Below are 13,791 nucleotides of genomic sequence, written 5' to 3'. Positions count from 1 at the left end.
GGTCGATGACGATCAAGGTGGCCCTCGAACACCGGACGAGCTATTCCTTCGATCGCCCGACGAAGATCTACCCGCACGTCGTCCGGCTCCGGCCGGCCCCGCACTCGCGCACCCCGATCGAGGCCTACTCGCTGCACGTCGAACCGGGGGGAGCACTTCCTCAACTGGCAGCAGGACGCGTTCAGCAGCTACCTGGCCCGCCTGGTGTTCCCGGAACCGTCGACGTCGCTGTCGATCACCGTCGGCCTCATCGCCGACCTCACGGCGATCAACCCCTTCGACTTCTTCGTCGAGGACTGGGCCGAGCACTACGGCTTCGAGTACCCCGACGACCTGCGCCGCGACCTCGAGGTCTACCTCCGGCCGGTCGGGGTCACCGAGGGTGAATTCGCCGGTGCGCCGGTGCATCCCGAGGTCGCAGAGTTTGCCGCGAGGCACAAGCCGATCCGCAGGACGCGCGTCATCGACTTCCTGGTGGCGATCAACCAGGCGGTCTGCGACGCCGTCGGGTACACGGTCCGTCTCGAGGCCGGGGTGCAGACGCCGGAGCACACGCTCGAGTCGGCGATGGGATCGTGCCGCGACTCCGCGTGGCTGCTCGTCGCGCTCCTGCGCGAACTCGGCCTCGCCGCGCGGTTCGTCTCCGGCTACCTGGTCCAGCTGACCTCCGACGTGAAGCCGATCGACGGCCCGTCGGGTCCCGACGCCGACTTCACCGACCTGCACGCCTGGGCCGAGGTCTACCTCCCCGGCGCGGGCTGGGTCGGCCTCGATCCGACGTCGGGCCTGTTCGCCGGCGAGGGACACATCCCGCTCGCGGCGACCCCGCACCCCAGCGGCGCCGCCCCGATCACCGGCGCGACCGGCCCGTGTCACGCCACCCTGGACTTCTCCAACACCGTCACACGCTTCCACGAGGACCCGCGCGTCACGCTGCCGTACACCCCGGAACAGTGGGACCGCGTCAACGCGCTCGGCGCGATGGTCGACGAGCGGATGAGGCGCAACGACGTGCGCCTCACCATGGGCGGCGAGCCCACCTTCGTGTCCGTCGACGACCAGACCGCCCCCGAGTGGACCACCGCCGCCGACGGCCCGCACAAGCGCCTGCTCGCCTCGCGGCTCGCCGAACGGCTCAAGGACGACTACGCGCCGCAGGGCCTCGTCCAGCGCAGCCAGGGCAAGTGGTATCCGGGAGAGCCGTTGCCGCGCTGGCAGATCGAGATCGTGTGGCGCAAGGACGGCGAACCCGTCTGGCGCGATCCGTCGCTGCTCGCCGACCCGTGGCCGACACAGGAGGCGGCCGCCGCCGCGATCGAGACCGAGACCTACGGCTCCGATCCCGCGACACTGGACGCCGCGCCCGCCCGGAAACTGCTGTCCGCCTTCGCCGAGACCCTCGGACTCCCGGGCGAGCAGGTGATGCCGGCCTACGAGGACCCGCTGGTCCGGATGCGCGAACTCGCGGGACTGCCGCCCGGCGACCCGGGCTCCGACCCCACGCTGCCCGCCGCCCGGAAGCTGGCCCAGGCGGAGTTCGACGTCGACCTCGAGGCCCTCGAGGAGGGCGACGAGGAGGAGCTGGCACCGGAGTCCGACTCGGTGGAACGCCGACGGAAACTGCTCGCCCGGCTCGACGCCGCGGTCACCGACCCGTGCGCCTACGTGCTGCCGCTCAACCGCTCAGAGGACGGCACCGCCTGGCAGTCCGCGGTGTGGACGCTGCGCCGCGGCCGCATCGTCCTGACCCCCGGCACCTCGCCGGCCGGTCTGCGCCTACCCCTGAACTCGTTGTCGTGGGGTCCGGCGCCGACGCTGTACGAGGCCGATCCGTCGGCCTCCTACGGCGCCCCTGCCCGCCGACCCGGCCGAGGCGCTCGGCCTCACGGTGAAGGCCGTCGACCCGGCGCAGTTCCTGCCGCGCACCGCGCTGGTCGCGGAGGTCCGCAACGGGGTGACCCACGTGTTCCTGCCGCCGACGTCGACCGGCGAGGAGTTCCTCGCCCTCGTCGGGCTGGTGGAGAGGGCCGCGGCCGCCTCGTCGACCCCGGTCGTGGTCGAAGGCTATGGCCCGCCGTCGGATCCGCGCCTCGCCTCGCTGTCGGTGACCCCCGACCCCGGCGTCATCGAGGTCAACGTCCAGCCCACGGCGAGCTTCGCCGAGCAGTCCGAGCTCCTCGAGTCGCTCTACGAGCACGCCCGGCACGTGCGGCTGGGCACCGAGACCTTCGACCTCGACGGCAGCCACGGCGGCAACCACATCACGCTCGGCGGCACCACGCCCGCGGACTCGCCCCTGCTGCGCCGGCCCGACCTGCTGGTGTCGATGCTCACCTACTGGCAGCGGCACCCGTCGCTGTCCTACCTGTTCTCGGGCAAGTTCATCGGCACCACTTCGCAGGCCCCGCGCGTCGACGAGGGGCGCGAGTCGGCGCTCTACGAGCTCGAGATCGCCTTCGCCGAGATCGACCGTCTCGCCGCCGCGGCCGTCGACCCGCGCGGCACCGGCCCGAAGGGCGCCCACAGCGCCGACGAACCCGAGGCGAATGCGCCGACTCCCTGGGTCACCGACCGCGCCCTGCGGCACCTGCTGACCGACATCACCGGCAACACCCACCGGGCCGAGTTCTGCATCGACAAGCTCTACAGCCCGGACTCGGTGCGGGGCCGACTGGGCCTGCTCGAGCTGCGCGCCTTCGAGATGCCGCCGCACCACCGGATGGCGATGGTGCAGTCGCTGCTCGTGCGCTGTCTGGTGTCGTGGTTCTGGGAGAAGCCCTATCGGGCCCGGCTCATCCGCCACGGCGCCGACCTGCACGGCAAGCATCTGTTGCCCCACTACGTGATCCAGGACATCGCCCTGGTCGCCGAGGAGCTGCGCGAGGCGGGTTACCCGTTCGAGACCGCCTGGCTCGACCCGTTCACCGAATTCCGCTTCCCGCGCCTGGGCACCGTGCAGATCCGCGACCAGGAGATCGAGTTGCGCGGCGCGATCGAGCCGTGGAACACGCTGGGGGGAGGAGTCGACCGCGACCGGCACGGCGCGTTACGTCGACTCGTCCGTCGAGCGCGTCCAGGTCCGTGTCCTCGGGGGCGAGGACGATCGATACCTTCTGACCTGCAACGGCTTCCCGGTTCCGCTGCGATCCACCGGGCGCACCGGTGAGCGCGTCGCCGGCATCCGATTCCGGGCGTGGCAGCCGCCGAGCGCGCTGCACCCGAGCATCAGCATCGACACGCCGCTGACGTTCGACCTCGTCGACACCGTCAACGGCCGGTCCGTGGGCGGCGCGACCTACCACGTCGTGCACCCGGGCGGCCGGGCCTACGACCGCCCGCCGGTGAACGCGGTGGAGGCCGAATCGCGGCGCAACGGCCGGTTCGAGGCGTCCGGCCACACCAGCGGCACCGTCGACGTCGGTCTCCTCCGAGAACGCCAGGTGCGCCAGGCGATCGACTTCGGGATCCCCGGGATCCTCGACCTGCGGCGGGCACGTACAGTTCTCCGGTGACCTCTTCGCCGGGCAACGCGTCCGCGGTGTTCGAAGCATCCGCGGTGTTCGATCGTTACCGCGACGAGGGCTACGCGCTCTTCGACCTCGCCGCCTTCGACGGCGCCGACCTGACCGGCACCGATCTCGCGGGCGGCTCCCACTTCGATGAACTGCTCGACCCCTCGGGCAAGGTCCGTCCTGCGTGGGAAGAGCTGGTCCGCAGCTACGAGCAGCGCGGCGAGACCCGCCTGCGGGAGGTCGCCGATCGGCTGGCGGCGGCGGTCCGCGACGACGGCGTCGTCTACAACGAGTTCGACGGACAGAACACGCGCACCCGCGACTGGGCCGTCGATGCCGTGCCCCTCATCGTCGACGGGGTCGAGTGGGCGGAGCTGGAGAAGGCGATCACGCAGCGGTCGATGCTGCTTGACCTGCTGCTGCGCGACCTCTACCGCGACCAGAAGACGATCGCCTCCGGGCTCGTCCCGCCCGAGATGGTGTTCGGGCACCCCGGTTACATCCGCAAGGCGGCCCGCCTCGAGGTCGCCGGACCCCACGCGCTGTTCCTGCACGCGGTCGACGTCTCGCGCACCTCCGACGGCAGCTTCGTCGTGTTCCGCGACCGCACGCAGGCGCCGTCGGGCATCGGCTACTCGATCGTCGGGCGCCGCCTGATGTCGAAGACCTTCCCGCAGCTGTTCCAGGCGTGCGCGCCGCGTCCGATGACCGGTTTCGCCGGGACGATGCGGCTGGCGCTGGCCGAGTACGCCCCGCCCGGCGTCGACGACCCGACCGTCGCGGTCTACAGCCCGGGCAGCATCTCCGAGACCGCCTTCGACCAGGCGTACCTGGCGTCGGTGCTCGGTTTCCCGCTCGTCGAGGGCGCCGACCTCACCGTCCGCGACGGCGCGGTGTACATGCGGTCGCTCGGGCGCTACAAGCGCGTCGACGTGCTGTTGCGTCGCGTCGACGCCGCGTTCAGCGACCCGCTGGACCTGCGCACCGACTCCCAGCTCGGCGTCGCCGGCCTGGTCGAGGCCATCTCGCGCGGCAACGTCACCGTGGTGAACACCCTGGGCTCCGGCGTGCTCGAGAACCCGGCCCTGCACACGGTGCTCGAACGGCTCGCGCCGGTGCTGCTCGACGAGGAGCTCGCCCTCGGTTCGGTCGCCACGTACTGGGCGGGAGACGAGAAGGAGCGCGGCCTGATCCGCGGCCGGCTCGGCGCGCTGGTGGTCACCAACACCCGCACCGACGAGGAGTTCATCGGCCCGCTGCTCGACCGCCGCGCCCGCGAGGAACTGTCGGCCCGGATCGAGGCGGAGACCTGGCAGTGGGTCGGGCGCGAACTCGACGCCTACTCGGTCGCCCCGTCCATGACGTCCGGCCTGCGCGACACGCCCGGTGCCGCGCTGCGTGCCGCACCGGTGGCCGTCCGCGCCTTCAGCGTGGCCCAGGGACCGACCTACTCGGTGATGCCCGGCGGCCTCGGCGCGGTCCTCGCCGACGGCGTGGAGGGCGCGGCCCACCGCGTCGTCGCGGCGAAGGACGTCTGGGTCACCAGCAGCGTCCTCGGCGGGCACGTGTCCCGGCGTTCGGAGACCCGCACCGAGCCGGCCCCCGAGGTCGTGCCCGTCACCGCCGGGCGCCCGGTCCCGCTCGGTTATTCGGAGGTCGCGGCCGCGGCGAGCCCGCGTGTCCTGGCAGACCTGTTCTGGCTGGGGCGCTACGCCGAGCGCACCGAGCAGGTCACCCGCCTGGCCAAGGTCGCACGTCAGCGCTACCAGGACTTCCAGTACCGGCCGTGGATGAGCGGCACCGCGGCGGTGCCGCTGTTGCTGCACGCTGTCGCGACGATCACCGCCACCGACCGGTACCTGCAGACCTCCGCCCTCCTGGGACCGGATTCCGCGGGCGACGCCGGACGGCAGGCGTCGCCCGAGCAGGTCAACGAGGCGATCGCCAAGATCGCCGACCTGACCGTCGCCCGCACCGTCCCGGGGACCGTCGCCCACGCGGTCGACCGACTCGTCGGCGCGGCCCGCGCGGTGCGCGACCTGATGTCGACCAGCACCTGGATGGTCCTCGCGCCGGTGGAGCGGGTCGTCGCGCACACCTCGCGTCTGGTGGCGCGCTCGCGGGCCGAATCCGAGGCGTCCGGGAACGCCGACGCCGCGCTCGACCTCGGCCCGGACCTGGCCCGTGCGCACGAGGAGATCCTGCACGGGGTCCTCGCGCTGACCGGGCTGCAGGAGGAGTCGATGGTCCACGACGCGGGCTGGATGTTCATGGACCTCGGCCGGCGTGTGGAACGCGCGATCACCCTCGCCGACTTCACCGGCGCCATGTTCGCGGTGTCGCGCGACGACGACGTCGAACAGGCCCTGCTCGAGTCGTTCCTCACGGCCAACGAGTCGGCGGTCACCTACCGTCGGCGCAACCGCGGCCTCTACCGGTTCGAGAACGTGGCCGAACTCCTGCTGTTCGACCCGACCAACCCTCGCTCGATGATCTTCCAGCTGGAGAAGATGCACGAAGACCTCACGTCCGTTCCCGAGCCGCTGCGGTCGACCGGCGCCGAGCGGATGGTCCAGGAGATGATCGGCGACCTGCGCCGCAGCTCGCCGACCGATGTCGCCGGCACCGACGACGCCGGACGCCGGACCGAGCTCGAGGAGCTCACCGTCGGCCTGCGCAACCGGTCGCGCGACCTGTCGGACCTGTTGATGCGCACCCGCTTCGCGGTGCCGCGGCAGGCCCGGCCGATCTGGGCGGGAGGCGAGTCGTGACCTCGCGCGTCTACCGGGTCATGCACCGCACCCGCTACACGTACAACGACGACGTCTCCTCGTCGTACGGTCGCTGCTACCTGACCCCGCGAGAACTGCCCGGTCAGCGGGTGCACTCGGCGGTCGTCGAGATCGAACCGGAGCCCGACGACCGCTCGACCGGCGTGGACGTCTACGGCAACCAGGACAGCTACTTCCACGTCCGGACCGCGCACCGGGAGCTCACGGTGACCGCGCACTCGGTCGTCGAGGTCGACCCCGTCGACCAGGGGCTGGTGCTCGGCCCGGCGGCCCGGACGCCGTGGGAGTCGGCGCGGCCGGCGGCGGTGGGCACCCGCGAGGCCCGCTTGGCGGCCGAGTTCGTGCTCGACCTCGACCCGCCGGAGATCACGCCCGCGGTGCGCGAGTACGCAGCGCAGGTGTTCACGCCGGGTCGCCCGCTCGTCGAGGCGGTCACCGACCTGACCACCCGGATCTACACCGACTTCACCTATCGCTCGGGCGCCACCGCGATCTCCACGCGGGTCGACACCGTGATGCGGCGGCGCGAGGGCGTCTGTCAGGACTTCGCCCGCGTCGCGATCGCGTGCCTGCGCTCGCTGGGGCTCGCCGCCCGGTACGAGTCGGGGTACCTGGCCACCGACCCGCCCCCGGGGCAGGAGAAGGTCTTCGGCGCCGACGCCAGTCACGCGTGGGCGGCGGTCTGGCTGCCCGACGACCGCTGGCTGGCCTTCGACCCGACCAACGACAAGCTCGTCGACGAGCGGCACGTCACGCTGGCCTGGGGCCGCGACTACGACGACGTGCCCCCGCTGCGCGGGGTGATCTACACCGACTCGACGAAGAGCCAGATCGACGTCTCCGTCGACGTCAGCCCGATCGAGGATCCCGCCGACGGGCTCGGCGACCGCGCCGACTCACCCGAATCCGGCGCCGCGCGTTGACCGCCCGGCCGGTCCTGCCGCGGACCGCGGCGCCCCGGGCGGTGGCGGTCTGTGCGGTCGCGTCCGGGGCGGTTGCGCCCAGACCGCACCCAACCCGGCACGATTTGTCGGCCGTACCCGGAAATCCCTGCGAACCAGCGGTTTCGCAGCTGCGCCCCGGTCCTGCACGATCCGCAACGTCGTACAGGAGGATGAACAGTGGTGTTGCGGTCACGTTGCAACGGGTACCGTGGGATGCGACATGACGGTCATTACTGAAAGCCGCATCATCAGCGTGGTGCGGGCGGCGGAGTCCCTGCTCTCACAGCGAGCAGGCTCATCGGTCGTTCTCGACGATCCCGAGGATCTCGGCGGAAGCGGCCGGACGACGGTGGTGCGGGTGAGGGTCGCGCAGAATCCCCTCAGCCTGGACCGGTCGCTGGTCATCAAGGCCCTCCCCGAGCACGAGGATCCCAAGGCGTTCCACCGCGAGATCGCGTCGTACAAGTACGCCACCGCGCTGCCCAACGAGTCGCGGCCGGGTCCGCAGCTCATCGCTTCCGACCCCGACCTCCGCATCATGGTCCTGTCCGACCTCGGACACGGCCGGTCGATGCCGGAGATCCTCGACACCGGGGACCCGGTGGAGACCTCCCGCGCGGTCAGCGCGTGGGGGCAGGCGTTGGGTCGCATGCACGCCGCGACCGTCGGCGGCGAGGTCGATTTCCTGGCACTGGTCCGGCGCGGACCGTCCGGCACCGAGGGCCGCGACATCCTGCGTGACGAGGCACGCCGCTCGGTCGAATCCCTCCCCGGGCACGCCGCCGCGCTCGGCGTCGAGGTGCCGCCGCGGGTCGTCGAGGCCCTCGAGACCGCCGCGACCCTCTTCGACGAGGGGGAGCACCGGGCGTTCAGCCCGTCGGACGTCGGTCCCGAGAACATCATGCTCAACGACGAGGGCGTGCAGTTCATGGACTACGAGTGGGGCGGCTTCCGCGACGCCACCCTCGACATCGCCTACGCGGTGGTCACCATGACCGCCCAACTCCCGCCGCGTCTGGCCTCGCACGCCACCGACCTCGAGGTGTCGATGGTCGACGCGTGGCGCTCGGAGGTCAACCCCATCTGGCCGACGCTCGCGCACGAGCGGGAGATGCAGCGCAAGGTGCTCGTCGCCCGCCTGCTGTGGGTCTGGCTGTCCACGGCGTGGATGCTGCCCGGCGGCGCCGACCTGATCGACCCGGACCCGTCCGAGGTCGATGCGAGCGTCGAGATGGCCCCCTTCGATCCCGGGCTGGAGAACTCGGCCGGGGCCCCGGAGCCCGGCACGACCGGCTTCACCCACGACTGGGCCCTGCACACCAACGACCCGCGCGTGCTGGTCGGCCGCTGGACGGATCTCGCGGCCGCCGCGAGCCGGGCCGGCGAGGACGAGGTCTCCGCGTTCGCCTCGGCGACCGGCGCCGCCCTGCAACGCATCTGGCTGGCCTGACGCGCCCGTGGAAGGACTGTTCGACCCGCCGGAGACGCCCGGGCCCGCCACGGGTGCCGAGGGCCTGATCGCGCCGCCGCCGACGGCGCCGCTCGCGGTCCGCATGCGCCCGCAGACACTCGACGAGATCGTCGGGCAGCAGCACCTCCTCGGCGAGGGGTCGCCGCTGCGCCGCCTGATCAACGGGCAGGGTGCGGCGTCGGTGCTGCTCTACGGCCCGCCCGGCACCGGCAAGACCACCATGGCATCGCTCATCGCGCGGGCGACCGGCGGCCGCTTCGAGGCGCTGTCGGCCCTGTCGGCCGGCGTGAAGGAGGTCCGCGCCGTCATCGACGTGGCCCGTCGCCGTCTGATCGGCGACGGCAAGGGCCCGGGACAGCAGACCGTATTGTTCATCGACGAGGTCCATCGCTTCTCCAAGACCCAGCAGGACGCGCTGCTCGACGCGGTGGAGAACCGCATCGTGCTGCTGGTGGCCGCGACGACGGAGAACCCGTCGTTCTCGGTGGTCGCCCCACTGCTGTCGCGGTCGCTGGTGCTGCAGCTGCGCTCGCTCACCGATGACGACATCCGCGAGGTGCTCAAGCGGGCCGTCGCCGATCCGCGCGGACTCGACGGGCGGGTGCAGGTGACCGAGGCCGCCTACGACCATCTGGTGGCGGTCGCCGGCGGCGACGCGCGCCGGGCGCTCACCGCGCTGGAGGCCAGCGCCGACTCGACCGAGATCGTCGACCTCGCCGACGTCGAGACCGCCATCGACCGGGCCGCGGTGCGCTACGACCGCGACGGCGACCAGCACTACGACGTCACCAGCGCGTTCATCAAGTCGATCCGCGGCAGCGACGTCGACGCCGCGGTCCACTACCTCGCGCGCATGATCGCGGCGGGGGAGGATCCGCGGTTCATCGCGCGGCGGCTGATGATCCATGCAAGCGAGGACATCGGCATGGCCGATCCGACCGCCCTGCAGACCGCGGTCGCCGCCGCGCACGTGGTCAACATGGTCGGGATGCCCGAGGCCAGGCTCGCGCTGACGCAGGCCACGATCCACCTGGCCACCGCGCCGAAGTCGGCCGGGGTGGTCAAGGCGATCGGCGCCGCGCTCGCCGACGTCGAGGCGGGCAAGGCGCGGGCGGTGCCGCCGCATCTGCGCGACAGCCACTACGCGGGGGCCAAGAAGCTCGGCAACGGCGTGGCCTACCGCTACCCGCACGACCATCCCGACGGCGTCGTCGCCCAGCAGTACCCGCCGGACGAGCTCGTCGGCGTCGACTACTACGAGCCCACCGATCACGGCCTCGAGCGCGAGATCGGGTCGCGGGTGGCGCGCCTGCGATCCATCGTGCGCGGCGCCGTGACCCGGCGCCGGAGTCGCTGAACCGCGCCGCCGGCCACGCCGGGGACGTCCCGGCACGGTTCCGGTGAGGCGCCGACGGTACTCTGGGTTGTCGCGTACAACCAACGGCGAGGACGAAACCAACAGTGCAAACGCATGAAATCCGGAAGCGTTTTCTGGACCACTTCATCAAGGCCGGCCACACCGAGGTGCCCAGCGCCTCGCTGCTGCTCGACGATCCCAACCTGCTCTTCGTCAACGCCGGCATGGTGCCGTTCAAGCCGTACTTCCTCGGCGAGCAGACGCCGCCGTTCACCCGCGCGACCAGCGTCCAGAAGTGCGTGCGCACCCTCGACATCGACGAGGTCGGCATCACCACCCGCCACAACACCTTCTTCCAGATGGCGGGCAACTTCTCGTTCGGCGACTACTTCAAGCGCGAGGCCATCAACTTCGCCTGGACCCTGCTGACCAACAGCCTCGAGGACGGCGGCTACGGCATCGATCCCGAGAAGCTGTGGCCGACGGTCTATCTCGACGACGACGAGGCCGAGGCGATCTGGCGGGACGAGATCGGCGTGCCGGCCGAGCGCATCCAGCGCCGCGGCATGAAGGACAACTACTGGTCGATGGGCGTGCCCGGCCCGTGCGGCCCGTGCTCGGAGATCTTCTACGACCGCGGCCCCGAGTACGGCGTCGAGGGCGGCCCGGAGGCCGACGAGGACCGCTACATCGAGATCTGGAATCTCGTGTTCATGCAGAACGTCCGCGGACCGGGCGGCGCGAAGGACGGCTACGAGATCCTCGGCCCGCTGCCGAAGAAGAACATCGACACCGGCATGGGCGTCGAACGTGTCGCCTGCATCCTGCAGGGCGTCGACAACGTCTACGAGACCGACCTGCTCAAGCCGATCATCGACCTGGCCGCCGAACTGACCGGCCGCCGTTACGGCGCCGGCTCGCACGCCGACGACGTCCGTTTCCGCGTCATCGCCGACCACGCCCGCACCTCGGCGATGCTCATCGGCGACGGCGTGCTGCCCGGCAACGACGGCCGCGGCTACGTCCTGCGCCGGCTGCTGCGCCGGGTCGTGCGGTCCATGCGACTGCTCGGCGCCGGGAGCGAAGCGAGCGGGCCGGATCGGATCGGCGCCGGGAGCGAAGCGAGCGGGCCGGATCGGATCGGCGCCGGCGACAACCAGCCGACCATGGGCGCGATCATCGGCAAGGTCATCGACCTGATGGCGCCGTCCTACCCCGAGCTCGACGCCGAGCGCGCGCACATCGTCGACGTCGCGGTCGGGGAGGAGAGCTCCTTCGCCAAGACCCTCGCGGCCGGTTCCAAGTTGTTCGCCGACGCCGCCGCGGCCACCAAGAAGTCGTCGCGCAAGACCATCTCGGGCAGCGACGCCTTCACGCTGCACGACACCTACGGCTTCCCGATCGACCTGACCCTCGAGATGGCCGCCGAGGCCGGGCTCGAGGTCGACCAGGAGGGCTTCAGCGCCCTCATGGCCGAGCAGAAGCAGCGGGCCAAGGCCGACGCCAATGCGCGCAAGACCGGCCACGCCGACCTGAGCGTCTACCGCGAGTTCCTCGATCGCGGTCCCACCGAGTTCACCGGCTTCGAGGAGCTCGTGTCCGAGGCCAAGGTGCTCGGACTCGTCGCCGACGGCAACCGAATCCCCGCCGCAGCGGCCGGCCAGGAGCTCACCGTGGTCCTCGACCGCACCCCGCTCTACGCCGAATCGGGCGGCCAGATGGCCGACGTGGGCACCATCACCACCAGTTCCGGTGTGCGCCTTGCCGTCACCGACGTGCAGAAGGTCGGCAAGTCGGTCTGGCTGCACAAGGTCCGCGTCGAGGAAGGCGAGATCGAGGAGGGCGACGAGGTCCTCGCCGCCGTCGACACCGCCTGGCGTCACGGCGCCACCCAGGGCCACTCGGGCACCCACATGGTGCACGCCGCCCTGCGCGAGGTGCTCGGCCCGAACGCCACGCAGGCCGGCTCGCTGAATCGGCCCGGTTACCTGCGCTTCGACTTCCACGCCAACGGCCCGCTGACCGAGTCGCAGCGTCGCGAGATCGAGGAGATCTCCAACGCCGCGGTCGAGGCGAACTACCAGGTCAACACCTTCGAGACCGGGCTGGCCGAGGCCAAGGCGATGGGTGCGCTGGCGCTGTTCGGCGAAAACTACGGCGACGTCGTGCGCGTCGTCGAGATCGGCGGCCCCTTCTCGATGGAGCTGTGTGGCGGCACGCACGTCGCGTCGTCGGCGCAGATCGGTCCGATCACGGTCATCGGCGAGTCGTCGGTCGGCTCGGGCGTCCGCCGCGTCGAGGCCTACGTGGGCATGGACTCGTTCCGCTTCCTGTCCAAGGAGCGGGCGCTGCTCGCCGCCCTGTCGTCGTCGCTGAGGGTGCCCTCCGAGGAGGTGCCCGGCCGCGTCGAGCAGCTCGTCACCAAGCTCCGCGAGGCCGAGAAGGAACTGGCCCGGGTGCGCGCCGAGCAGGCGCAGGCCGCGGTGTCGGGTCTGCTCGACAACGCCACGACGGTCGGCTCGACGCTGGTCGTCGAGGGACGCGTGCCGGGTCTGGACGCCAACGGATTGCGCTCGATCGCGACCGACCTGCGCGGCAAGATCGCCGACCGGCAGGCCGTCATCGCGCTGTTCTCGCCCAGCGGCGAGGGCGCGGATGCCAAGGTGCCCTTCGTGATCGCCACCACCGCCGGCGCCCGCGACGCCGGCATCAAGGCCGGCGACCTGGTCAAGGAGGTCGCCCCGATCGTCGGCGGACGCGGCGGCGGCAAGCCCGACCTGGCGCAGGGCGCCGGCACCGATCCGGGCGGCATCGACGCCGCGCTGCGACGCATCCGCGAGTTCGTCGGCTGATGCCCCCGGAGGCCCACGGGCACGACCAGCGTCCGCGCCTGCCGCGCGGCCGTCGGCTCGGCATCGACGTCGGCAGCGTGCGGATCGGGGTCGCGGTGTGCGATCCCGATGGAATCCTCGCCACCCCGGTGGAGACGGTGCGCCGAACCCCTTCGGGGACGGCCGATCTCGAGCGGATCGCCGAACTCGTCGACGAGTACGAGGCGATCGGCGTGGTCGTCGGCCTGCCGAAGACCCTCAAGAACACCGCCGGCGTCGCCGCCGAGACCGCCCGCGGGTTCGGGGAGCGGTTGGCCGAACGCATCGCTCCCGTCGAGGTGCACTGGCAGGACGAGCGTTTCACCACCGTGACCGCACAACAGGCGCTGCACGCCAGCGGACGGTCGGTGAAGTCCTCGCGCGGCGTCATCGACCAGGCGGCGGCGGTCGCTATTCTTCAGGGATGGCTGGATGCGCGACGGTGAGTCCGACGACCCCTCGACCGAGTCTGGAGGAGAGCCTGCGGTGACCGACGAACGGCGTCGCACACGACATCGTGACCAGGGACGCCGTGCCGAGGGCATGGACCCCGAGCGTCTGCGGTACTTCACCCAACCCGCCGAGGGGACCCCGCACACTCGGCACCGCCGGCGGCGTTCGGCGCAGGCGCCGGGGACGACCGGCCCGATTCCCGGTCTCACGCCGGCGACCCCGCCCGGACAGCGCGCGACCCCGGTTCGCATCCCTCCGGGCGGCCAGATCCCGCAGCAGCCGCGGACGCGGCCGGTCCCGCCGGCGGCTGACGGGCAGACCGAGGCGCGGACGACTCCCCGGGCGTCGCGCCCGGCCGAGCCGCAGCCGCCGCAGCCGGCCGAGCCGCATGC

Annotated in this window: 6 protein-coding genes and 2 pseudogenes; all 8 read left to right on the top strand. The window is 71.8% G+C overall.

What is annotated here, in order from left to right; translation table 11 throughout:
* Positions 1 to 5 precede the first annotated feature (5 nt).
* Positions 6 to 3,512, top strand: a pseudogene (locus GP2_RS03495) (transglutaminase family protein).
* Complete coding sequence (locus GP2_RS03490; protein WP_006899087.1) at positions 3,509 to 6,283, top strand: circularly permuted type 2 ATP-grasp protein; 2,775 nt, start codon at positions 3,509 to 3,511, stop codon at positions 6,281 to 6,283. Before GP2_RS03495 ends, GP2_RS03490 begins: the two are co-directional and overlap by 4 nt.
* The gene (locus GP2_RS03485) at positions 6,280 to 7,227 is read left to right on the top strand and encodes a transglutaminase family protein (protein WP_006899086.1); all 948 of its coding nucleotides are present in this window, start codon (positions 6,280 to 6,282) and stop codon (positions 7,225 to 7,227) included. Before GP2_RS03490 ends, GP2_RS03485 begins: the two co-directional genes overlap by 4 nt.
* A 241-nt stretch (positions 7,228 to 7,468) precedes the next feature.
* Positions 7,469 to 8,698, top strand: coding sequence for a hypothetical protein (locus GP2_RS03480; RefSeq protein WP_006899085.1), 1,230 nt, complete (start codon positions 7,469 to 7,471; stop codon positions 8,696 to 8,698).
* A gap of 7 nt (positions 8,699 to 8,705) precedes the next feature.
* The gene (locus tag GP2_RS03475; RefSeq protein WP_006899084.1) at positions 8,706 to 10,076 is read left to right on the top strand and encodes a replication-associated recombination protein A; all 1,371 of its coding nucleotides are present in this window, start codon (positions 8,706 to 8,708) and stop codon (positions 10,074 to 10,076) included.
* A gap of 104 nt (positions 10,077 to 10,180) precedes the next feature.
* Positions 10,181 to 12,928 carry an alanine--tRNA ligase gene (alaS, locus tag GP2_RS03470; RefSeq protein WP_006899083.1) on the top strand — a complete coding sequence of 916 codons (2,748 nt, stop codon included), beginning with the start codon at positions 10,181 to 10,183 and terminating at the stop codon, positions 12,926 to 12,928.
* Positions 12,928 to 13,392, top strand: coding sequence for a Holliday junction resolvase RuvX (gene ruvX, locus GP2_RS03465; protein WP_006899082.1), 465 nt, complete (start codon positions 12,928 to 12,930; stop codon positions 13,390 to 13,392). The genes alaS and ruvX overlap by 1 nt, the downstream gene beginning before the upstream one ends.
* A gap of 40 nt (positions 13,393 to 13,432) precedes the next feature.
* Positions 13,433 to 13,791 (top strand): annotated as a pseudogene (locus GP2_RS03460) (endolytic transglycosylase MltG); the annotation flags it as partial.

Origin of the sequence: Gordonia paraffinivorans NBRC 108238 (assembly GCF_000344155.1) — a bacterium.
GTDB classification, from domain to species: Bacteria; Actinomycetota; Actinomycetes; order Mycobacteriales; family Mycobacteriaceae; genus Gordonia; species Gordonia paraffinivorans.
This window is presented reverse-complemented; position numbering and strand designations above follow the sequence as displayed.